Origin of the sequence: Neisseria sp. HMSC058F07 (assembly GCF_001810035.1) — a bacterium.
In the GTDB taxonomy this organism is placed as follows: domain Bacteria; phylum Pseudomonadota; class Gammaproteobacteria; order Burkholderiales; family Neisseriaceae; genus Neisseria; species Neisseria perflava.
This window is the reverse complement of record NZ_KV799706.1, coordinates 181,777-204,633: the sequence shown is the minus strand read 5'-3', so window position 1 is coordinate 204,633 and position 22,857 is coordinate 181,777. Positions and strand designations below refer to the sequence as shown.

General features: G+C 50.4%; 14 protein-coding genes. 6 read left to right on the top strand and 8 right to left on the bottom strand.

Features of this window, described 5'->3' with window-relative positions:
* The first annotated feature begins 217 nt into the window (after positions 1–217).
* The gene (locus HMPREF2696_RS09005) at positions 218–1,699 is read left to right on the top strand and encodes an aldehyde dehydrogenase family protein (RefSeq protein WP_049335482.1); all 1,482 of its coding nucleotides are present in this window, start codon (positions 218–220) and stop codon (positions 1,697–1,699) included.
* Positions 1,700–1,794: 95 nt separating this feature from the next.
* Here HMPREF2696_RS09005 and HMPREF2696_RS09000 read toward each other — a convergent pair whose 3' ends face one another.
* The 4 genes from HMPREF2696_RS09000 to yjgA form a co-directional block, all read right to left on the bottom strand.
* Positions 1,795–2,730: a DMT family transporter gene (locus HMPREF2696_RS09000; RefSeq protein WP_070504412.1), complete on the bottom strand. Its 936-nt coding sequence runs from the start codon at positions 2,728–2,730 to the stop codon at positions 1,795–1,797.
* 18 nt (positions 2,731–2,748) lie between these two features.
* The gene (gene recJ / locus HMPREF2696_RS08995; RefSeq protein WP_049344068.1) at positions 2,749–4,449 is read right to left on the bottom strand and encodes a single-stranded-DNA-specific exonuclease RecJ; all 1,701 of its coding nucleotides are present in this window, start codon (positions 4,447–4,449) and stop codon (positions 2,749–2,751) included.
* Between the two features lie 102 nt (positions 4,450–4,551).
* Positions 4,552–5,262 (bottom strand): hypothetical protein, encoded by a 711-nt coding sequence (locus HMPREF2696_RS08990; protein ID WP_049344067.1) that lies wholly within the window; start codon positions 5,260–5,262, stop codon positions 4,552–4,554.
* Positions 5,263–5,333: 71 nt separating this feature from the next.
* Complete coding sequence (yjgA, locus tag HMPREF2696_RS08985; RefSeq protein WP_070588343.1) at positions 5,334–5,867, bottom strand: ribosome biogenesis factor YjgA; 534 nt, start codon at positions 5,865–5,867, stop codon at positions 5,334–5,336.
* Positions 5,868–5,991: 124 nt separating this feature from the next.
* Here yjgA and pmbA point away from each other — a divergent pair, with 124 nt between their 5' ends.
* From pmbA to HMPREF2696_RS08970, 3 genes are all read left to right on the top strand, one after another.
* On the top strand, positions 5,992–7,323 hold the full coding sequence (pmbA, locus tag HMPREF2696_RS08980; RefSeq protein WP_070588341.1) for a metalloprotease PmbA: 1,332 nt from the start codon (positions 5,992–5,994) through the stop codon (positions 7,321–7,323).
* Positions 7,324–7,410: 87 nt separating this feature from the next.
* Entirely contained in the window at positions 7,411–8,580 is a 1,170-nt protein-coding gene (locus tag HMPREF2696_RS08975) for a glycosyltransferase (RefSeq protein ID WP_070588339.1), read from the top strand.
* 153 nt (positions 8,581–8,733) lie between these two features.
* Positions 8,734–9,243 carry a cold-shock protein gene (locus tag HMPREF2696_RS08970; protein WP_070461403.1) on the top strand — a complete coding sequence of 170 codons (510 nt, stop codon included), beginning with the start codon at positions 8,734–8,736 and terminating at the stop codon, positions 9,241–9,243.
* A 93-nt stretch (positions 9,244–9,336) separates the two neighbouring features.
* Here the strand turns inward: HMPREF2696_RS08970 and smc are convergent, their stop codons facing one another.
* Entirely contained in the window at positions 9,337–12,822 is a 3,486-nt protein-coding gene (smc, locus tag HMPREF2696_RS08965) for a chromosome segregation protein SMC (protein ID WP_070588337.1), read from the bottom strand.
* A 362-nt stretch (positions 12,823–13,184) separates the two neighbouring features.
* Here smc and HMPREF2696_RS08960 point away from each other — a divergent pair, with 362 nt between their 5' ends.
* Entirely contained in the window at positions 13,185–14,621 is a 1,437-nt protein-coding gene (locus HMPREF2696_RS08960) for a transferrin-binding protein-like solute binding protein (RefSeq protein WP_004519414.1), read from the top strand.
* 60 nt (positions 14,622–14,681) lie between these two features.
* On the opposite strand, the gene HMPREF2696_RS08955 is transcribed toward HMPREF2696_RS08960, so the two are convergent.
* A complete protein-coding gene (locus HMPREF2696_RS08955) occupies positions 14,682–15,476 on the bottom strand; it encodes a thymidylate synthase (protein WP_039861983.1) in 795 nt (264 codons plus the stop codon).
* A gap of 413 nt (positions 15,477–15,889) precedes the next feature.
* On the opposite strand from HMPREF2696_RS08955, the gene gdhA reads away from it, so the two are divergent.
* Positions 15,890–17,224: an NADP-specific glutamate dehydrogenase gene (gdhA, locus tag HMPREF2696_RS08950; RefSeq protein ID WP_039861980.1), complete on the top strand. Its 1,335-nt coding sequence runs from the start codon at positions 15,890–15,892 to the stop codon at positions 17,222–17,224.
* Positions 17,225–17,288: 64 nt separating this feature from the next.
* Here gdhA and recG read toward each other — a convergent pair whose 3' ends face one another.
* On the bottom strand, positions 17,289–19,328 hold the full coding sequence (gene recG, locus HMPREF2696_RS08945; protein ID WP_039862031.1) for an ATP-dependent DNA helicase RecG: 2,040 nt from the start codon (positions 19,326–19,328) through the stop codon (positions 17,289–17,291).
* Between the two features lie 246 nt (positions 19,329–19,574).
* Positions 19,575–22,619, bottom strand: a complete 3,045-nt coding sequence (locus HMPREF2696_RS08940; RefSeq protein WP_004519409.1) for a TonB-dependent siderophore receptor — start codon at positions 22,617–22,619, stop codon at positions 19,575–19,577.
* Positions 22,620–22,857 lie beyond the last annotated feature (238 nt).

Below are 22,857 nucleotides of genomic sequence, written 5' to 3'. Positions count from 1 at the left end.
CCTATTCAAACCATCTGAATCTTTAAATATATTAACAAATGCACTTTCATTTCAATCAAATCCTTTATTTTTCAGACGGCCTGCTACATGAAATAACATTACAAATGTAAATTTTGAGAACATTATCATTTTTAGTACTTGAACTTAAAAAGAAAAAAGCATAAGCTGTTTTTATGGCGCAGAAATACGCCTTCCCATTCATTAAGGAGACAGTATTATGGCAAAAGATTTAAATGTGTTTGATAAAGAATATGGTCTTTTAATCAACGGCGAATGGACGAAAGGTAGCGAAGGCAAACTTTTATCCTCTTACAACCCTGCCAATGGCGATGAATTGGCCAAGTTCACAGACGCAACCGACGCCGATGTCGATGCTGCCGTGGCCGCTGCCCAAGAAGCGTTCAAAACATGGCGCAAAACCACGACTGCCGAACGCGCGGCCATTTTGAACAAAATCGCCGACGTGATTGACGAAAACGCAGAATTGTTCGCCCTGCAAGAAACCTTGGACAACGGCAAACCGATCCGCGAAACCCGCGCCGCCGACGTACCATTGGCTTCCGACCATTTCCGCTATTTCGCCAGCGTGATCCGCGGCGAAGAAGGCACTGCGACCCAACTTGACGCCGAAGACTTATCCATCGTTCTGCGCGAACCGATCGGCGTTGTCGGCCAAATCATTCCTTGGAACTTCCCATTCTTGATGGCCGCATGGAAAATCGCTCCGGCATTGGCCGCAGGTTGTACCATCGTCATCCACCCTTCTTCCAGCACTTCATTGAGCCTATTGTCCCTCGCTCAAAAAATCAACCACTTGCTGCCTAAAGGCGTGTTGAACGTGATTACCGGCCGCGGTTCCAAATCCGGCGAATACATGCTGCACCACAAAGGCTTCAACAAACTGGCCTTTACCGGTTCAACCGAAGTCGGCCGCCGCGTCGGCATCGCCGCTGCCGAATTGCTGATTCCGTCCACTTTGGAATTGGGCGGCAAATCTGCCAACATCTTCTTCGACGATATGCCTTTCGACAAAGCCCTCGAAGGCGCGCAAAAAGGTATTTTGTTCAACCAAGGCCAAGTCTGCTGCGCCGGTTCGCGCATTTTTGTACAAGAAGGCATTTACGACAAATTCGTCAATGCTTTGGCTGAAGAATTCAAAAAAATCAAAGTCGGCCTGCCTTGGGAAGACGACACCCAAATGGGTTCGCAAGTCAACGCCGGTCAACTCGAGACCATTTTGAAATACGTCAAAATCGGCGAACAGGAAGGCTGCCGCATCATTACCGGCGGTAAAAAAATCGAAGGCGCATTGGGCAAAGGCGAATTTGTCGAGCCTACTTTGATTGAAGCCAGCAGCAACGAAGCCCGTGTTGCCCAAGAAGAAATCTTCGGCCCGGTTGCCACCGTGATTAAATTCAAAACCGAAGAAGAAGTCATCAAAATGGCCAACGACAGCGAATACGGCTTGGGCGGCGCAGTGTGGAGTACCGACATCAACCGCTGCCTGCGTGTTTCCAATGCATTGGAAACCGGCCGCGTTTGGGTGAACTGTTACAACCGCCTGCCTGCCGGCGCGCCGTTTGGCGGCTACAAAACTTCAGGTATCGGCCGAGAAACCCACAAAATGATGCTCGCCGCCTACACCCAAGTGAAAAACATCTACATCAGCACCCGTGAAGAACGCGAAGGCTTCTATTAATCCGCCGTTCCACATTAATCTGATTTAGAAAATATAAAGGCCGTCTGAAACCTGTTTCAGACGGCCTTGTTTTATTCTGTTTTGCAATAAATGCTTCATATCTTTCTCAAAAAAAGCCCCATTACTTTCTCTCCGGCCACCGCCAGCAAGGCTCCGGTCACAACTACCATGGCACCCACATAGCTGACGATATTCATATCTGAAGCGGCAAAATAATCGGGGGCGAGATGATGGCCGATGGTGGAAAATATCATGGTGAATACGGGAATCAGCGTGGTGACGATACTGACTTTTGAAGCGTCCCAATGGTTGAGCGCTTCGCCGAATGAACCGTAGCCGATCAGCGTGTTCAGGCAGCAATAGATAAAGCAACCCCATAAAAACGGATTGCCGATATGGGCGATTTGCGACGGTTCGGCAAACGGCAGGAAAACAAAGCTGCTGCAAAAATAGATCATGAGCAGGATTTGTTGCGAATTGAAATGTTTGGACAGAAGTTTTTGCGCCACGCCGTAGCACACCCAGATCATACTGCCCGAAGCCGCCATCATTACGCCGACCGCATAGCTGCCCAAGCTGAAAAGTTCGCCGAATTTGTCGTTGAAAAACATGACCAAACCCGTCAGCAAAAGCATCAAGCCGATTTTTTGCCAATGCGTAAAGGCTTCTTTAAACACGCCTACGCCGACCAAAATCATGGTAAAGGGAGAAAGCTGCCACAACACCTGCGTGGTTGTCGGAGAAATATAGTGCAAGCCCATGGCAACAAGCACAAAGTTGGCGGAAATACCGATAATGCCCAGCATCAATAAAAATAAGGTTTGCTTGGAAAATTCCGACGGCCTCGGCAGCTTGCCGGTCAGCCCCAACAGCACAAACAACACCAGCGAAGCCACTAAAAAACGTATCCACACCAGCGTGGGCGCATCGACGGCTTTTAATGCCTGTTGGGCGATGACCGGCAGCGAACCCCAAGTCATGGTGGCAAGCAACGCCAATGAAAAGCCGAGCCAAGGTTTTTGTTTCTTCATTTTTCAGACGGCCTTTGTTTACGCGGCTTCCCAGTAGTCGATATAAAGCTGCAATTCGAGATTGTTCCGCCATTCGTTGGCAACGGGGCGGTACACCGTGCGGATGTATTCTGGAATGTCTTCGCTGCAACGCCAGAACATGGCTTCAAATTCGTAGCCGTCTTTTTGCAGCCAGACTTTTTTGTGTTTGCCTTCCGCACCCAACGGCTGCTGGCGGACAACATGAAATTCGTCAGTAAAACTCGGTGGCGCGAAGCCCTGCCCCCAAACGTGTTTAGCAAGGTTTTGCGCCTGTTCCAGCGTAATGTCGCGTGCAGGCAGGCTGCCGTCGGTGATGAAGGTTTGCGACAAATCGTCTTCGCACACCATCTCGCGCACGGCTTCTTCAAAGGCCGTCTGAAACGCGGGGATATTGTGTTCGAGTATGCTCAAACCCGCCGCCATCGCGTGTCCGCCGAATTTCAAAATCAAATCGGGATAGCGTTTGGACACCAAGTCCAAAGCATCGCGCAAGTGCAGATTGGGAATGGAGCGTCCCGAACCGCGCACTTCGCCGTTGTCGGCAGGCGCAAACACGATGGTCGGACGATAAAAACGGTCTTTGAGGCGGCTGGCAACGATGCCGACCACGCCCTGATGGAAGTCGTCGCGATACGCCACCAAAGTCGTCTGACCTGAAGGCAGGGTTTCAGGAAAAGCATTCAGCGCGTCTTGCAGCATAGACTGCTCGATTTCGCGGCGCTCGATATTGAGGTTGTTTAACTGCGCCGCCAGTTCCTGCGCCTCGGCATTATCTCGCGCCAACAGACAGGCAATGCCGACCGACATATCGTCCAGCCGTCCGGCCGCGTTGATGCGCGGCCCCAACGCAAAGCCCATATCAAAAGGCTGAGCCTTGCGCCAATCGCGCCGTGCCACTTCAAACAAGGCACGGATACCGGGGCGCATTTTACCCAAACGCATCCGTTTCAGACCTTGCGATACGAGGATACGGTTGTTGTGGTCTAGAGTGACGACGTCAGCGACGGTACCGAGTGCAACCAAATCCAAGAGGTCGCCCAGATTCGGCTCTTTCAGGCCGTCTGAAAAATAATTGCGGCGGCGCAGTTCGGCACGCAAAGCCATTAATACATAAAAAATCACGCCCACGCCCGCCAAGCTTTTGCTTTGGAAACCGCAGCCTTTTTGGTTTGGATTGACGATGATGCAGTCGGGCACGGTCTCGGCAGGCAGATGGTGGTCGGTTACAATCACATCCAAACCCAATTCCTGCGCGCGCGCCACGCCTGCAATGCTGGCGATACCGTTATCCACCGTCACCAATAAATCCACACCTTGCTCTGCCGCGATTTCAGCCAGCTCGGGCGTTAAGCCGTAGCCGTGTTCAAAGCGGTTGGGCACGAGAAAATCCACTTTCGCCCCCATCGCCGCCAAACCGCTCATACCGACGGAACACGCCGTCGCACCGTCGGCATCGTAGTCGGCGACAATCAGGATTTTTTCCTGACGCTCAACCGCATCCGCCAAACGGCCGGCGGCGGCTTCGCAGTTTGTCAGCGTTTGATACGGCAAAAGAGCTGCAAGCTTGTCGTCCAACTCGGCCGGACTTTGTACATCACGCGCAGCACACAGCCGCGCAATCAAAGGATCGGTACCGGCAGTGAGCAAGTCGTTAAAAACAGTCGGATTAATGGAACGTGTTTGGATTTTGACGGACATGGTGTGTGGGATTAAATAGAGAGAAATTAATATTTTTGAAGCGTTTATTTTAAGGGCCAGGCCGTCTGAAACCTGCAATCCGTTTTCAGACGGCCTTGGATATTATTTGCGTGAATCATCGACAATTTCACCGATCACGGCATAGGAGCCTGCTATCACTACGCCGACTGCATCCAAAGCCAGCGCCAATGGCGTTTTCAGGATATTCCCCGTCAACTTCCAAACATCGGTGCTTGTTTTGGTTTCCGTATAATAAATTCTGACTGGAACGGCAGTGTCAAAATGGCGGTCTTCGGCAACATTTTTCGGCGTTGCGTAATAATGACCTTCGGCAGAAATACACCGTGTGTAGACAGTTTTACCATCGAGCTCAACCGGCTTGAACGCCAGTTGTTTCAACTTGACAATCTCGGCAACTTTTTGAGTATCGTAACGCAGGCAGAAATTCGAGCGGAAAGTTTGCGCTTCAGGGGATTTCAATTCAACCGGCAAAGCCTCATACACCTGTTTTGGGTTTTGCCGAACCATTTGAAACCGTTTGCTCAGCTTAGCATCCAAGATCGCCTTCAACTTGGCCGAATCTTTAGAATTAACGACAAACCAATATTTTCCGCCCATCATGACCAAGCTGCCTTTTTCCAACTGCGTATTGTCTTTGGCAACCACGCCAAATGCTTGAATATTGTCTTTGGCAACGGTTTTTTCGGTTGTGGTTTTATGGAACGGGCTATTTCTTTCCCAAAGATCGTTAGTACAACCATTGAGGGTTAGTGCACTAATTAACAAGGCAGGTACAAAGCGGCGAAATTTCATGGTCATCCTCCTTCGGCATTACGATACAGGCCGTCTGAAAACCGCAATCCGTTTTCAGACGGCCTTGAGGTTTATTCCTCCCAATCCTGCCCTTCTTCTGAAGCATCGAATTGACCGGCCTCCATCACTGCTTTAATTTCTTGGAACAGCGCGCGGAAGTTTTTCGGCGGTTTGTTTTGTTCCTGCTCTTTTTTAGTGTTGCGGATCAAGGTGCGTAATTTGCCGGCGTCGGCTTGCGGAAAATCGGCCATAAATTGGGTAATCGAGCCATCGTCTGCCAACAGTCGGGTACGCGCCTGCTCGACGCGTTGCAAAAAGGCATTGTGCGCCGTATTGTCGCCGCGCAGTTTGGCCAAATAGGCTTCGATGGGCGCAGGGTCGGTATCGCGCATCAGGCGGCCGATAAATTGTGCTTGGCGTTTGAGTGCGCTGTTGGAGGTGATTTTTTTATAGGTAACGATGGCCTCGAACAGCTCTTCGTCCAAGCCGATTTTTTTCAACGTATCGCTGGAGAGTTTGGTCAATTCCATACCCAAAGCCTGCAAATCGTTCATCTGCTTTTTCATTTGGGTTTTGCTGACCCATTCGTCTTCTTGTTCAAACATTGTGTTTCCCTGATTTTCTGAATCTGCCTATTTTATCAGTTTTCAGACGGCCTTTCCGTGCGATTTTTGCAGAGGCCGTCTGAAACGGTTAAAATGCCGCAAAACCCTGTCAGGAAACCTTTTTATGCTGTTTAACCACACACCGGACGAGCTGTTGCGCTTGTGCGGACACACGCTGGATTTGGCCAAACAATCCGGCGCTACCTCGGCCGAAGCCGATTTCAGCGAGTCGCTCGGTCAAAGCGTCAGCGTGCGCTTGGGCGAAATCGAACAAATCGAGTTCCAACAAGACAAATCTTTAGACATTACAGTCTATGTCGGCCAACGCAAAGGCCGTGCCAGCACGGCCGACTTCTCCGAACGCGCCCTGCAAGATACGGTCAAAGCCGCCATTGATATTGCACGCTATACCGCCGAAGACGATTGCGCCGGCCTTGCCGATGCTGCCTTGATGGCAACCCATATCGGCGACCTCGACCGCTACCACGAATGGGATTTAAGTACCGAATCCGCCATCGATTTGGCCAAGCAATGCGAACAGGCTGCGCTGTCAACAGACAAACGCATTGAAAATTCCGAAGGCGCATCGGTTCATACCGGCCATTACCAATATGTTTACGGCAACGCCCACGGCTTTGCCGCACATCAGCAAAGCACGCACCACAGCATTTCTTGCAGCGTGGTCGCCAGCGACGAACACGGCATGCAGCGCGACTATTGGTATGATTCTTCCTGCCGTCACGAAGACATGGACGCGCCCGAACTCATCGGCCAAACTGCAGCCGAACGGACTTTACGCCGTCTGAACAGCCGCAGCGTTCCGACCGGCAGCTATCCCGTACTGTTCGACACCACCGTCGCAGTCGGCTTAATCGGCCACCTTATCGGCGCACTCAGCGGCGGCGCGCTCTACCGTCAAAGCAGCTTTCTGATTGACAGCATCGGCAAACAGGTGCTGCCCGAGTTTCTCAGCCTGCGCGAAGAACCGCATATCCTGCGCTCGTTCCGCAGCACTTATTTCGATGCCGAAGGCGTGGCCACGCAGCCGCGTTTTGTGGTGAAAGACGGCATAGTCGAAGGCTATTTCCTCAGCAGTTACAGCGCGAAAAAACTCGGCATGCAGACAACGGGCAATGCCGGCGGCGCGCACAATCTGTATCTGAACCACACCCATGCCACGCAGGCCGACCTGTTGAAAGAAATGGGGACGGGTTTGCTGGTTACCGAATTAATGGGTCAAGGCGTCAACGGCATTACCGGCGACTACTCGCGCGGCGCAGCCGGTTTTTGGGTGGAAAACGGCGTCATTGCCTATCCGGTTCAGGAAATCACCATTGCCGGACGTTTGCAGGATATGTACCGCGACATCATCGGCGTGGCAGACGACGCATTACGCCGTTCGTCCAACCAAATCGGCTCCATCTTGGTTTCCAAAATGACAGTTGCCGGCAACTGATTGAACTAAATAGACAAAAGGCCGTCTGAAAGATATCTTTTCTTTTCAGACGGCCTCGCCGTTATCTACTTCCATAAAAAATACATCATGCATATTGTCGTTATCCCCTCTTGGTATCCTTCTTCCGAAACTGATGTGGACGGAATCTTTTTTCGCCTCCAAGCCCAAGCCCTGCAACGCGAAGGCATGAAAATCGGCATGGTCGTGCCCATGTTCCGCTACTTGAGAAGCCAGCCGAAAACCATCTTCTCGCGCTTCTACGGCCTACGCCGCCATCAGCAAGGCGGACTCAAAACTTACGCCTACGACAGCATGTATTTCTTCCCGCGATGCCCGGTTGTCGATATCGACCGCATCCGCTGGGTCAACGCAGGCATGAAAGCTTTTGAAGCCTATATCGCCGACAACGGCAAACCCGACGTAATTCACGCCCATTGCGTCAACTACGCCGCCATTTTAGCCTGCGCCATCTTCAAAAAATACGGCATTCCCTATGTAATTACCGAACACAGCAGCGCCATTTCACGCGGCCTTGTCCGCAAAAACCAATGGCCGTCCATGCACGAAGCCGTGCGCCACAGCGCCGCCCGGTTCGCCGTCAGCCGTGATTTCTGCCGCATTCTCGAAAAAACCTACGCCGGTACAGACTGGCAATACCTGCCCAATATGCTGGGAGGCAATTTTGAACAGGATTTCGAGTTCCCCGAAAAAAACAATCAAGACTTCACCTTCTGCAGCGTCTCCCACCTGCGCCACCTCAAAGGCCACGACCTGCTCCTGCCTGCTTTTGCCGAAGCACTCAAAACCTATCCGCAACTCAAACTCAAAATCGGCGGCGGCGGCGTAGAAGAAGGCCGTCTGAAACAATTGGCAAGCAACTTGGGCATCAACCACGCCGTTACCTTTACCGGCGCATTAACCACCGACCAAACCCTAGACCTCATGCGCCACAGCAACGCATTCGTCCTCGCCAGCCGTACCGAGACCTTCGGCGTCGTCTATATCGAAGCACTGTCGCAAGGTTTGCCCGTTATCGCCACACGTTGCGGCGGCCCCCAATCCATCGTCACATCCGACAATGGCCTGTTGGTACCAATTGAAAACATACCGGAACTGACCAAAGCTTTGCTCACCCTCTACGAAAACCATGCACACTACGATCCCGTCCGTTTGCGCCAAGATTGCCTGCAACAATTCGGCAGCCGTGCCATTGCGCAACACCTGATCGACACCTTCCAAAAAGTGCTTAATAAATAGGCATAAACCATACAGGCCGTCTGAAATCCTTCAGACGGCCTGCCTGCTTCCAACAAGACAAATCTAGTGTAAATTTAAGACAATAACTAAACTTTTTGATTTAAAATCAGTCGAAGGAAAAATTGTTACCTACAATAATATCCCACATATATTATGCGCTATTACGGAACGATTACTCGCTGGAACAGCAAGCGCGGCTTCGGAGCCGCTACCATAGAAGACACAGGCCAAGAAATCTTTCTTGCCCTTGCCGCCTTCACCACCCTTACCCGCCTTCCGGCCGAAGGGCAACACATCTCCTTCAACATCACAGAAGGCCGACGCGGCCGCAAAGAAGCCGAAAACGTCTGCTTCGCCCTCGATTGCGCCGACTGCTTCGATGTCCTCGTCCCTCCCCCTGAAAAACCCCTCGCCGGCAAACAAGCTATCGTCGGCCTGATTGCCGTTATCTTCGTCTGCAGCATTTTCGCCGTCTTGTGGTACGGCCTCCACTTTTCCGACAACACACCGGAAGAGCCTGTCGTCAAAAAACAAGAAACCATGGTTCACGAAGTAGCCGCCAAAATCGAAGCCGAACGCAAAGCATGGCGCGATGCCGTCAACGGCAACAACCAACGCTCGGGGCAACCTCAACGCTCCAAAGATAATACTTCAAAACAATAACGCTGTATCCAATACAAAAAGGCCGTCTGAAAAAATGGGAAGATGAAATTATAGATTTCTTCCTCATTCTTTCAGACGGCCTTTGTTCTTACCTCAATTCGGCTCCGCCATTTCCAACGCCTGTTTGATGTTCACGGCGACGACGCGCGAGACGCCTTTTTCCTGCATGGTTACGCCGACGAGCTGCTCTGCCATTTCCATGGTCAGGCGGTTGTGGGAGATGTAGAGGAACTGGGTTTGCGCTGACATTTCTTTGACCAGATTGCAGAAACGCGAGGTGTTGGCGTCGTCCAGCGGGGCGTCGACTTCGTCCAGAAGGCAGAAGGGGGCGGGGTTGAGGCTGAACAGGGCGAACACGAGGCTCATGGCGGTGAGGGCTTTTTCACCGCCGGAGAGGAGGTGGATGGTGCTGTTTTTCTTGCCGGGCGGGCGCGCCATGATGGACACGCCGGCGGTCAGGAGGTCGTCTCCTATCATCTTGAGGGTGGCTTCGCCGCCGCCGAACAGGGTCGGGAAGAAGGTTTGGACTTTGCCGTTGACAGCGTCGAAGGTTTCTTTGAAACGCTCTTTGGTTTTGTCATCGATTTGGGCGATGGCTTCTTCCAAAAGCACGATAGCGGCCTGTACGTCTTCGCTTTGGCTGCGGTAGTAGCCGTCGCGTTCGCGCGCTTCTTCGAGTTCTTGCAGGGCGGCGAGGTTGACGGCGCCGAGGGCTTCGATTTGCTGGGTGAGGCTGCCGATGCTGTTGTTCAATACTTTTGGTGATTCTTTCGCCAACGCTTCGAGCGCGTCCAAATCGGCGGCGCGTTCAGTCAGGTTTTGATGGTAGCGTTTGGCGTTAATCAGGGCTTCCTGCTGCTGCAACAGGGCGGTTTGGGTGGCGGCCTGAAGCTGCGGCAGCTTGGTTTGCAGGGTTTGCACTTTAGCGTATTGCTCCCTGCCCTGCTCCTGAATCTGCGCGAGTTTCTCCTGTACAACAATATATTCTTCGTCCAAGGTCTGTACGGCTTCGCTTAATTCTTCAAGCTTGATGTGCTGCTCGTCGTTTTGGAACTCGGTTTCATAGGCGAGGGCAAGCTCTTGCTGGCGTTCCTGCCAGTCGAATGTTTGCTGTTCAAGCTGGGCAATTTGCTGTTGGTAGTTTTGTTTTTGCTGGTTGAGCTTGTGAACGGCGACTTCCGCCAGCCCGTATTGTCGGTTGGCTTCCAACAGGGCAAGCTGCGCCTGTTTCAGACGGCCTTGCTGCTCTTGGCGGCTGTGTGCGGTGGTTTGCTGCTGGTGTTCGAGTTCAGCGGCGGCCTCTTGCAAGGTAACGATGTCGTCTGCAAGGCCGTCTGAAGTATGTTGCAACACGGTCTGTTCTTCCGCCAACTGCGCCAGTTCGCGCTCGATGTGTTCGCGGCGGATTTGCCCTTGGTTGGTGCGCGCTAAAAGTTCGGCGGCGCGTTGCTGCGCTTGGCTGTATTGGCGCGTATGCTGCTGTTGCTGCTGCATCAGGTTTTTATGTTGCGTTTCGGACGAGCGCACGGCAACCTCCGCCTGTTTGAACGCGGCTTCGGCGGCAGAAAGTTCGGGGGCGAGGCTTTCCAGTTCGGACGCGATGCCGTCGAGACGCGCTTTTTGGGTAATCAGGCTTTCCTGCGCAGGTTTGGCATAAAGCAGGACGCTGACTTTATCGACCTGATGGCCTTCGGGCGTAAGCCAGATTTGATGTGCGCTCAAATCGCTTTGATGCGCGAGGGCGTAGCTCAAATCGGGCGCGCACAATATGCCGTCAAGCCAGTGGTGCAATGCCGTCTGAAACGGCGGCTGCGCTTGGATTTGGTTCAGCAATGCCTGTACGGGCAGGGATTTCTTGATACCGCCGGAGAGGTCGTCTGAAAGCCATGCAGCCTGCCCCTGCGGCAAAGGCGTGGGGGGAACGAAGCTGTGCGGTACGGAGCGGGCGTGCAGGCGTTCGGCAAGGATGACGGACAAGGCGTGCTGCCACTCGGCGGGTGCGATGATGTGTTGCCACAGTTGCGGCGCGGTGGCGTGGTCGGTTGCCTGCCAGAAGTCGGCGGCTTCCTGCTGTTGCGACAGGATTTGCGACAACGCCTGCTGCTGCGCCTGCAAGGTGATGTGTTGCTGCTTCAGGCTTTGGAAGCGGTTTGAGGCCGTCTGAAACGCTTCGCGGGCGGCGTGTAGGGCTTCTTCGGCGGCAATGATTTGTTCTTCGTAATGCTCTTGCTGGCTTTGCAACAAGGCGGAGGCTTCCTGCGCGGCGGCGGTCTCGGCTTCGTCGGGCAGGTTCAGGGCTTGGTTTTCCTGTTTCAGACGACCTTTGCGCTCTTCGTGTTTGGCAACGGTTTGTTCGGCATGGGTAAGCTGCTGCTGTTTCAACGCCAGTTCGCGGCGGATGCGGTTTGCCTCGTCCTGCTGGGTTTGGAAGGCGGCGTTGAGCGTGGCTTGTGCTTCTTCCAATTCGGGCAGACGCTCTTCGTGTTCGGCAACCTGCATCGCCCATTCCGCCAACTCGGTTTGCTTTTCTTCGACCTGCAACTCGTTTTCTTCCAGCTTGACGCGGATTTGCTGCTGTTCTTGATGGATGCGCTGCAACTGCGCCTGCGCTGCCTGCTTGTCGCGTTCGATGCGTTGGTGCAGGTTTTGCTGATGGCGGATTTGTTCTTCCAAACGGGCAATCTGCTCGCGCAACACACCGCGTTTGTTGCTCAATTCATGTACCGCCTGCTGTTGCGACTGTTCGGCGGTCTGCAAGGTGTGTACTTCGTCGTTTAATGCCTGAACCTGCGCGGCGGTTTCGTCCTGCTGCGCCTGCAAAGACTGATGCTGCGCGGTCGCTTTGTCGGCAGCGGCAAGCGATTGCTGCCATTGGGCGTAATCGAGCAAATCCTGTTGCTGGTTCAACTGCGCGGTCAGGGATTTGTAGCGTTCGGCGGTTTCCGCCTGTTTCTCGAGCTTTTCCACCTGACGCGCCAACTCGTTCTGCAAATCGCCCAAACGCTGTAAATGCTCGCGTGTGCCTTTCAGACGGCCTTCCGTCTCCTTACGGCGTTCCTTATATTTGGACACGCCCGCCGCCTCCTCGATATAGGCGCGCAACTCCTCCGGCCGCGCTTCGATGATGCGTGAAATCATCCCCTGCTCGATGACGGCATAACCGCGCGCGCCCACGCCCGTACCCAGAAACAAATCAGTAATGTCGCGGCGGCGCACGGTCTGATTGTTGATGAAATAAGTCGATTCTCCCTGACGCGTTAGCTGTCGCTTGATGCTCACCTCGGCATACTGCCCCCACGCCCCCTGCAAACTGTGGTCGCTGTTGTCAAACACCAGCTCCACCGAAGCCCTCGGCGCAGGACGGCGCGTCGCCGCACCGTTAAAAATCACGTCCTGCATACTCTCGCCGCGAAGCTGCTTCGCCGAAGCCTCGCCCAACACCCAGCGCACCGCGTCAATCACATTCGACTTGCCGCAGCCGTTCGGCCCGATGACCGCAACAAGCTGCCCCGGCACATGAATCGTAGTCGGGTCGGTAAAAGATTTGAAGCCGGAGAGTTTGATGTGGGTAAGGCGCATGGCAATGTTTCGAATCGGAAAAGAAGGCGTATTTTAACGGAAATACGCTTATCCGTTGAGAGAAAAGCATCCATAAAGTCCGACTGCTTTTTTATCTTCAAAAGGCCGTCTGAAAAGTTTGTTAAAAAGAAACAGACTAGCTATAGAACTCACTAAAATATTCAAAATAAATTCATATAAAACAATTAACTAAGAAAATATCCACCCAACCATCTTCCCTTTGATTAATTTTTGTACAGAAATGCAAACAAACTGTTTATTTTTTTATGATTTATGGTTATTATCAGATATTAAAGGTTTAAAAATCAGATAAACGATCTCTCCGACCTTTTAATCAAGCGAATAACCATACAGGGAATCTCATGTCAAACATCCAAACCAAACTTAAAACCATCGTTTTTACAGCCATCAGCGCAGCCATCTTGTCCGCATGCGGTGGTGGCGGAGGCGGCGGTTCATCTGCTTTAAGCACCGGCGCAACTCCTACCAATAATACCGGCAACTCTGCTGGCAACAATGGCAATCCTGCCAACAACAGCAATGCCAACACTCCGAAAGCTCCGTCTACTACGCTTACTAACAGTGCCGACAACCTTGCCGAACTGACCGATGAAGCTCCAATCGATCCGGCCAACGTTACCCAGCCTTTGCACACACATTTCATCTCTTCCAAAGGTGCACAGCAATCCAACCCTAACGTACAAATCCGCAAAGATGCCGCAGGCAAAATGTTCCAAACGGACAATCAAGACCGCAACCAAAATGGTCTGATCAGTTCTATTGACTTTAACAGCAATGATGAAGTCAAAATGGACGGCGTTGTATTATTTAATAAGACCTCTAATGGCAACGCAACCCAACCTACATGGACAAGTTACGCTTCTGTTATTGCCAAAGTATATTCAAAAGGCAATACTCAAACTGATGTCAGCGAACAAACGGGCAAGGAGAAAAATACCGAATTCGCATACGGCAAATCAACTTTGGATGACAAAATTGCTGAAGATTATAAAAAATTAAAGGCTGAAGAAGAAAAGCTTGAAAAAGAAGAAAATCCAGAAGCAGGTCCAGTTAACAATAAAAAAGTAACGGAGATCAAAGCAAAGATTGAAGAATTAAAGACTTCACACGCTAAAAATCTTGAAAATCGAACTAAACTAGCAGAAATTAATGAGAATGTTAGCAATAATCTAGCCTATTTCCGTCCAGACCAAGATGGCTTGGTATTCGACAAACAATTCGACGGTGTCTATGTCATCAATTTTGGCGATGGCACAGAAATTGTGTTGCATGATCCTTCTGCGGCCGGCTGGACATATCAAACCTTCGCGCATTACACCGACCCTAAAGGACATGTATACCAAGGCTACCAAAGCCTGGGCGATGAAACTGTCTTCACGACCCTGCCTGCTAAAGGTACAGCCACCTACAAAGGTATTTCTACTGCCTATGTGGTTACCGATAATAACAATCGTCAGTTGACTTCCAATGTCATGGCTATCGTTGATTTCGGCCTCAAAGGTATCCGTTTTGAAACATCAAACTCACACTTCCATACTTTGGAAAATGGTAAGCGCGTATCCAAAGCAGATAAAAACTACGATTTCAAAGGTACGGCAAGCTGGAAAGACGGCAACCTCTTCTCCGGCAAAGTCAGCACGGCCGATGACAAGTTAAGTGGCAACCTGAACGGCAAATTTTACGGCCCCAATGCTGCAGAAATTGGCGGCACTTACGGCTTGAAAAACAAAGATGCAACCGAACACTTAATCGGTGGCTATGGCGCGAAACGTCAATAAATCTACCTAAATAAAAAGGCCGTCTGAAGTTTCAGACGGTCTTTTGTTTTTTAACTTGGATTACACCGATACGGCTGCTTTGATGTGCGGATGCGGATCGTAGCCTTCCAATTCGAAGTCTTCAAATTTGAAGGCAAACAAGTCTTTGACTTCAGGGTTGATTTTCATGGTCGGCAGTTTTCGGAAATCACGGCTTAATTGCAGCTGGGCCTGCTCGATATGGTTGCTGTACAAATGCGCATCGCCAAACGTATGGATAAACTCACCGGCTTCCAGGCCGCACACTTGCGCCATCATCATGGTCAACAATGCGTAGCTGGCGATGTTGAACGGTACACCAAGGAAAATATCGGCGCTGCGTTGGTAAAGTTGGCAGGATAGTTTGCCGTTGGCAACGTAAAACTGAAACAGCGCGTGGCAAGGTGGTAAGGCCATTTCGTCGACCAAAGCCGGATTCCATGCCGATACAATCAGACGGCGCGAGTCGGGATTTTTCTTGATTTGTTCCACCACGTTGGCAATTTGGTCGATATGGCGGCCGTCGGGAGCGGGCCAACTGCGCCATTGGTAGCCGTAAACCGGGCCTAAATCGCCGTTTTCGTCCGCCCATTCGTCCCAAATGGAAACGTTGTTGTCTTTCAGGTATTTGATGTTGGTATCGCCTTTGAGAAACCAAAGCAGCTCATGAATAATCGAACGCAGATGCAGTTTTTTGGTGGTCAACAGCGGAAAGCCTTCACTCAAATCAAAACGCATTTGGTAACCGAACACGGACCGCGTGCCGGTGCCGGTACGGTCGGATTTGTCGATACCATTGTCGAGAACATGGCGCATAAGGTCGTGATAGGCTTTCATGTGTTTCCTTAATGTATGTGTTGTGGGAATTTCGTGTGTATTGTACCGAATTTTCAGACGGCCTGCCTCTCTGTCTTCAATGGGGCAACCTTCCCCATATTCGCGTAGTACACTCATTAACAATGTTGACAATTTAGCGCTAATTTACATAAATTTTTGAGCTGAATTAAATTTTTACAAAAAAATTTCAACATTTTCTAGTTTAATTACTAAGCATTTTATTTTTATTAGAATATATTTAATAAAATATTTTTAAATATTTTTGATTAAATTTGAAATATAATTCCATTTTTACAAATTGGTAAAAAAATAATGTCAACAATCCAGGCAAAATTCTTCTTGGCAAGTAAAATTTTTACAGCTATATTTCAAAACATAAATATTGAAATATCTCACTCAATAGGAGTAGAAAAATGACCGACCTGAACACTCTATTTACCAATCTCAAACAACGCAACCCCAACCAAGAACCCTTCCACCAAGCCGTTGAAGAAGTGTTCATGAGTTTGGATCCGTTTTTGGCAAAAAACCCGAAATACACCCAACAAAGCCTGCTTGAGCGTATTGTTGAGCCAGAGCGCGTGATTATGTTCCGCGTCACTTGGATGGACGACAAAGGCCAAGTCCAAGTCAACCGCGGCTACCGCATTCAAATGAGCTCCGCCATCGGCCCTTACAAAGGCGGCTTGCGCTTCCACCCTACCGTCGATTTGGGCGTATTGAAATTCCTCGCTTTTGAACAGGTCTTCAAAAACGCACTGACCACCCTGCCTATGGGCGGAGGCAAGGGCGGTTCCGACTTTGATCCTAAAGGCAAATCCGATGCCGAAGTAATGCGCTTCTGCCAAGCCTTTATGACCGAACTCTACCGCCACATCGGCGCCGATACCGACGTTCCTGCCGGCGACATCGGCGTAGGCGGCCGCGAAATCGGCTATCTGTTCGGCCAATACAAAAAAATCCGCAACGAATTTGCTTCCGTCCTGACCGGCAAAGGCCTCGAATGGGGCGGCAGCCTGATTCGCCCTGAAGCCACCGGCTACGGCTGCGTGTATTTTGCCCAAGCCATGTTGGAAACCCGCAACGACAGCATTGAAGGCAAACGCGTGTTGATTTCCGGCTCCGGTAACGTGGCGCAATACGCTGCCGAAAAAGCCATCCAACTGGGTGCAAAAGTATTGACCGTTTCCGACTCCAACGGCTTTGTCCTCTTCCCTGATAGCGGTATGACCGAAGCGCAACTGGCCGCTTTGATCGAGCTGAAAGAAGTACGCCGCGAACGCGTGGCCACTTACGCCAAAGAACAAGGCCTGCAATACTTTGAAAACCAAAAACCGTGGAACATTGCGGCCGAAGTTGCCCTGCCTTGCGCCACCCAAAACGAATTGGATGTAGACGCTGCCAAAATCCTGCTGGCAAACGGTTGCTATGTGGTTGCCGAAGGTGCGAACATGCCGTCAACTTTAGGCGCAGTCGAACAATTTATCAAAGCCGGCATCCTCTACGCTCCGGGCAAAGCCTCCAACGCCGGCGGCGTAGCAACTTCAGGTTTGGAAATGAGCCAAAACGCCATCCGCCTGTCTTGGACCCGTGAAGAAGTCGACCAACGCCTGTTCGACATCATGCACAACATCCACGAATCCTGCCTGAAATACGGCAAAGTCGGCGATAAAGTAAACTATGTCAACGGTGCGAACATTGCCGGTTTTGTCAAAGTAGCCGATGCTATGTTGGCACAAGGTTTCTAAACCTCTATCCAGCCAAACCAAAGGCCGTCTGTTTTCAGACGGCCTTTTTCTTTTCATGCAAATTTTATACGCCCAAATAACCTTCCCTGCTGGAAAGCCATCTTGCCAAATGCGCTTCGACGATTTCAGGGTTTTGTTCGATTAACATGGGCGCGATTTCGCGCGCTTGTTCCAAGAGGTGCAGGTCTTCTTCAAGATTGGCAAAACGCAGCATGGGGACGCCACTTTGGCGCGCGCCGAGAAATTCGCCGGGGCCGCGAATGTTGAGGTCTTGGTGGGCGATTTCGAAGCCGTCGGTGTGTTCGTAGATGACTTTCAGCCGCGCTTTAGCGAGTTCGCTCAAGGGTTCGGCAAACAGGAGGACGCACACGCTTTCTGCCGCGCCGCGCCCTACCCGCCCGCGTAATTGGTGCAGCTGCGCCAAGCCCATGCGTTCGGCGTGTTCGATCACCATCAGGGCGGCGTTGGGTACATCTACGCCGACTTCGATGACGGTGGTGGCGACCAAGACGTTCAGATGGCCTGCGGCAAACTGAGCCATGACTTCGGCTTTTTCGGCGGCCTTCATGCGCCCGTGTACCAAGCCGATGTTGAGTTCGGGCAAGGCTGCCTGAAGCTGGGCTAGGGTTTCGGTGGCGGTTTGCAGTTGCAGGGTTTCGCTTTCTTCAATCAGCGGGCAGACCCAGTATGCCTGCTGTCCTTTGCGGCAGATGTTGAGGACGAAGCCTTCGACTTCGGCGCGGCGGATGTTGTTGACTAGGCGGGTTTTAATCGGGGTGCGCCCGGGCGGCAATTCGTCGATGACGGACACGTCCAAGTCGGCGAAGAAACTCATGGCGAGCGTGCGCGGGATGGGCGTGGCGGACATCATCAGCTGGTGGACGTCGCGCCCTTTGCTTTTGAGGGCGAGACGTTGGGCAACGCCGAACCGGTGTTGTTCGTCCACAATCACCAAGCCCAGATTTTGGAACTCGACGTCGTCTGAAAACAGGGCGTGCGTGCCGACGGCGATTTTGACGGTGCCATCGGCGAGTTTGGCTTTGGCTTCATCTTTGGCTTTTTTGCGCTGGCTGCCGGAAAGCCAAACGACTTCAAGGCCTAACGGCTCAAGCCATTGTTTGAACTTGATAAAATGCTGTTCTGCAAGGATTTCAGTTGGTGCCATTACAGCCACCTGCGCGCCAGATTCAATGGCGGTCAAAGCAGACAAGGCGGCAACGATGGTTTTGCCACTGCCGACATCGCCTTGCAGCAGGCGGTGCATGGGGTGGGTTTGCGCCATATCGCGGCAGATTTCGGACACGACTCTTTCTTGGGCATCGGTCAGGGCAAACGGTAAGGCGTGGCGCAAGGCTTGAGTCAATATGCCGTCGCCGCCCAATGCCGTGGCTGAGCCGCTGACACGCTTCTGCCGCGCCAAGCGCATGGAAAGCTGTTGCGCCAAAAGTTCGTCGAATTTAAGCCGCTGCCATGCGGGTAGCGCGCCGTCGGAAAGCTGGTGGATGGTGAAACTCGGCGGCGGCGAATGCAAAAGGCGCAGGCTTTCGGCAAGGTGCGGTAGTTTCAGACGACTCAATAAGGCATCGGGCAGCGTGTCGTGTAGCGGCGTAACGTCCAACGCCGTCTGAATGATGCGACGCAAAGTGGGCTGGTTCAAACCATTTACGGTCGGATAAATCGGCGTGAGGCTTTCCGCCAAACCGCTGCTCTCGGCATCGCGGATTTTGGGATGAATCATCTCGTCGCCGTGAAACCCGTGTTTGATTTCGCCCACGGCTCGGATGCGTTTGCCGACCGCCATCTGTTTCTGGTTGCTGGCGTAAAAGTGGATGAAACGCAAAAAAAGGACGCTGCCGGAACCGTCGGCGATTTGGACAATCAGCTGCTTGCGCGGTTTGAACGTGACTTCCTGATGGATGACCTCGCCCTCAACCTGACACGGCACGCCGATCGGCGCATCCTTAATCGGCATGATGTGCGTCTCGTCCTCGTAACGCAGCGGCAGGTGCAACACCAAATCCCATGCGGTATGGAGGTTGAGTTTTTCGAGCTTCTTAGCAGAGACATCGGTAATTTTGAGCTGTTTTTGGGTTTCGGGCGTCATCTTAAAAGGCAGCTGATTGAAAGTTTGCTGTATTTTATCCGAAAACAAAAAGGCCGTCTGAACGCAATGTTTCAGACGGCCTTCAAAGCTGAATACTTGAAACGAATTAATATTTGAAAATACGCCGGCTATCGAATCAACTTCAGCCATTGTTAGGAAACAGCTTTCAAAAAAGAAGGATATTCAACCCATACTTTTATGAATTTAGCCAATAATGTTTACATACCCAATCATTATCCATTCTCTCTAGAAATGCCAATCCAATTTCAGTTTAACTGTCCGCGGTTCGCCATAGAAATTGTTTTGACCTCGCGTACGGTTGTAGTTATTTTCAAAATACGTCCTGTCAGCCAGGTTAGTTCCTATCAGGCTGATTCTGCCGTGTTTGTGAAAGTCATATTGAACAAAGCCATCTATAAGTCCGTAGCCTCCTTGGCGAATATTGTAAAGGCTACTTGTACGACTTTGTGCAGATATTCCGCCACCCAAGGTTAACTTAGTTTGAGGCAAGCGGTAGCTTGTACCGAGGCGGAACATATGTACCGGCGTGAAGTTACTGAAGTTATACGGGTCGGCAGTCGTATTTTTCTCCAACCGCTCCGCATTGACTTCTGCCGCATTTTTATACTTACTTTTGTTATATGTGTAGCCAACAAAAATACGCCAGTTTTCCGACAATTCGCCAGCCAATTCAAGTTCTGCACCGCTGCTCTTAACCTTACCCACAGGTTTAGCGATGGTTTGGAATGAGCCTCCGTTACTACTAGTATCAGGAACAAATCCGAAATCGACAACGGTACGGTTTTTCTGCTGTAAAACAAACAAGGCAAGCGAAGCATTCAGACGGCCTTGCAAGAACGACCCTTTCCAACCTATTTCATAGTTAGTCCCGATGAGTGGTGGAAGAACGGATTTGCTGGTTACATCAACGTTATCCTGTTGTTTAAAAATCTTAGTATAGCTGGCATACAAGCTTTGTTGCGGTGTCAGGTCGTAGGTAATGCCAGCATATGGCGTAAACCTATGGCTTTGCATTTTTGAGGTGTAATGCTCTTTGTCGATTTTGTTACTGCTCTCAGTTTGGAATGCCGTAGCAGGCTGGCCGTAGCGTACAGGCATTTCTTTGGCTTGTGTGGTTTCATAGCGCGTATAGTGCATACCACCCAAGAGATGCAGACGGTTGGTCGCATTAAAGCGCGTGCTGACAGTCAAAGAATGTGTTTTATTCGTGTTAAGGTATTTCGAATAATTGTATAACGCCGGAACATGATCATCTGCAACCTGAACAGTTTTCCACAGCGGTATTTTCAGATATTGGTTTGCCCATTTCAAATTTCCCTCTTCATCCCGCTCCTGTATTTTGTTTCCATTTGCATCCAATTCATAAACAGGATCTTGCACCATTACGCGCTCACCATTGTCGTTGACTGTCCAGACAGGCTTGCCCTCCGCATCCAAACGGGGAGTATATTTGGTAACATGCGCGCCACTGCATTCCGGCACATAGATTTTGTTATTACCTTTTTCGTTATAAATATGCCAATCTGGTTCGACAATGCCTTTTTCTAAAGGATTACGCTCCGGACCATCGGGATGAATGCCGCAACTGCCTGCACCTGCATAACCTTGAGGACGGACAAAATAACGGTTTTGATATATTTCCGTATAGGCAGAACGGATTTTTTCATTGTTATACGCATAGCCGACAAAGAAATCATGTTCACGCCCAAGCAGGCGGTAGTTACCTGTCAGATCCAGCTTAAAGCCCCATTGCACATCATGTTTGGTATAGTGCAACGGCATGAAGTTGTAACGGCGGTTGTATGTGTGGCGAAGATTGTATGCTGAGTCGTATAGACGGTTGGGAAACAGGCCTTCTGCATTGTTAATAATGCCTTGCTTTGCAAGCTCCTTATCAACAAACTCTTTTTTATCTACTTCTACACCCGGATCCTGCCAGTCGTTGCACAGGAAATCCAAACCAATGTCCTGCATACATTGATCAAAACCTGCCCGACGTGCTGCCGCTCTTTGGGAGCGATATTGTTCAAAAGCAGATGCATCGAAACGATGGGCAACATAATCTGCTTTTTTCTCTTCATATGTTTTAGTGACACCATCACGATATTCTTTTAATTTTGCCAACGCCTTGTCTTTAGGCTCAAAAGGAATAACCTCCCCCTTCTCGGTTAAGAAACCCGTTGCCTCAGATGCTGAAATACCTGCCGCGTGTTCGTTTTTCAGAAAAAATTGTCCGACTTTGGCATCTGAATCATTATGCGTATAAGAAATTTCTGCATTGAGTTGCCATCCATTGTCAAAGACATGTTTGAAACCGGAAAAAATATTGTATTTATCAGCATTCAGGCGTGACCATGAGGTTTCACCCAAATAAGTTTTACGTGGCAATTTCAAAGGATTGTTACAGGCAGGACTGGAGCTGAAGGCCGCAGTTTTTTGATCCTCACAAGGTAAAATCACGCCGGCAAAATCGGGAATGTCTTTATTTTTCTGATAAGTGCCGCCCAATGTCAGCATACTGTTATCACTCAAATCCGTATCGATCACGCCATAAACCATGTCTTTCTTGTTCCATACACCCTCTTTAAAAGAACGGTGGTCCTCATGAACACCAACCAGCCTACCGCGTACCGTATGTTCATTATTCAAGCTTCCAGATACATCCAAAGCCAAACGCTTGCTGCCCCTATGGTCAGTGCTGATTTCACCTGTATGCTTAAACAGAGCTGTTGGCCGCTTACGGATTAAATTAATGGTTCCACCCGGTTCGGAATTGGATTGAGTAAGACCGGTTGCACCTCTAACAACCTCAATGTGATCATAAACAGCAAGGTCTGTGCTCGGTGAGACATCGATTTTTGCCGTATAGCCCGAACGTCCAGACACATTCGTGGTAATACCGTCTTCACCAATCTGATCAACATAGAAACCACGAGACAAAAAACGAGTTTGTAGACCCGAATCCCGAACCACGTTGATTCCCGTAGTGTTTTTCATTGCCTCTTCTAAAGAATATATTGCTTTATCATCTAGCTGCCGACGCGTCATTACGCTCACCGACTGCGGCGTATCCTTACCTGAAATACGCAAGCCAGTCGCCGTTGCCATCGTTCCGATTGTATAAGACTGACTGCGCTCGGTATTCCTTTGTGCCTGCCGTTTGCCACTGACCTTGACCGTATCCATGTCTACATGTTCCACTTCTTGATGTCCCGTATCTGCAAAAACAGTTTGGCAAGGCAGCACTAATAACAAACAAATTGTTTTCATTTGAAAATCAGGTTTCACAACTATTTCCTTAATTAATAGAATCTATTTATCTGCTAGATAAAAATTACAATTTATTGATTTTAAATGGTATATAACCTATAAAATTTAAAATTAGATCGTAATGATAAACGATATCATTATATACTTATTGCATTAATATATGAACTTTTTGTTATAGATTTTTTCTTATGTCCTGATTTTTAGATAAAAAAAGGCCGTCTGAACGCAATGTTTCAGA

Excerpts from the sequence above, each read along its gene's own strand:
- HMPREF2696_RS09005 (WP_049335482.1), top strand. The coding sequence starts at position 218 with ATGGCAAAAGATTTAAATGTGTTTGATAAAGAATATGGTCTTTTAATC.
- HMPREF2696_RS09000 (WP_070504412.1), bottom strand. The coding sequence starts at position 2,730 with ATGAAGAAACAAAAACCTTGGCTCGGCTTTTCATTGGCGTTGCTTGCC.
- recJ (WP_049344068.1), bottom strand. The coding sequence starts at position 4,449 with ATGTCCGTCAAAATCCAAACACGTTCCATTAATCCGACTGTTTTTAAC.
- HMPREF2696_RS08990 (WP_049344067.1), bottom strand. The coding sequence starts at position 5,262 with ATGAAATTTCGCCGCTTTGTACCTGCCTTGTTAATTAGTGCACTAACC.
- yjgA (WP_070588343.1), bottom strand. The coding sequence starts at position 5,867 with ATGTTTGAACAAGAAGACGAATGGGTCAGCAAAACCCAAATGAAAAAG.
- pmbA (WP_070588341.1), top strand. The coding sequence starts at position 5,992 with ATGCTGTTTAACCACACACCGGACGAGCTGTTGCGCTTGTGCGGACAC.
- HMPREF2696_RS08975 (WP_070588339.1), top strand. The coding sequence starts at position 7,411 with ATGCATATTGTCGTTATCCCCTCTTGGTATCCTTCTTCCGAAACTGAT.
- HMPREF2696_RS08970 (WP_070461403.1), top strand. The coding sequence starts at position 8,734 with ATGCGCTATTACGGAACGATTACTCGCTGGAACAGCAAGCGCGGCTTC.
- smc (WP_070588337.1), bottom strand. The coding sequence starts at position 12,822 with ATGCGCCTTACCCACATCAAACTCTCCGGCTTCAAATCTTTTACCGAC.
- HMPREF2696_RS08960 (WP_004519414.1), top strand. The coding sequence starts at position 13,185 with ATGTCAAACATCCAAACCAAACTTAAAACCATCGTTTTTACAGCCATC.
- HMPREF2696_RS08955 (WP_039861983.1), bottom strand. The coding sequence starts at position 15,476 with ATGAAAGCCTATCACGACCTTATGCGCCATGTTCTCGACAATGGTATC.
- gdhA (WP_039861980.1), top strand. The coding sequence starts at position 15,890 with ATGACCGACCTGAACACTCTATTTACCAATCTCAAACAACGCAACCCC.
- recG (WP_039862031.1), bottom strand. The coding sequence starts at position 19,328 with ATGACGCCCGAAACCCAAAAACAGCTCAAAATTACCGATGTCTCTGCT.
- HMPREF2696_RS08940 (WP_004519409.1), bottom strand. The coding sequence starts at position 22,619 with ATGAAAACAATTTGTTTGTTATTAGTGCTGCCTTGCCAAACTGTTTTT.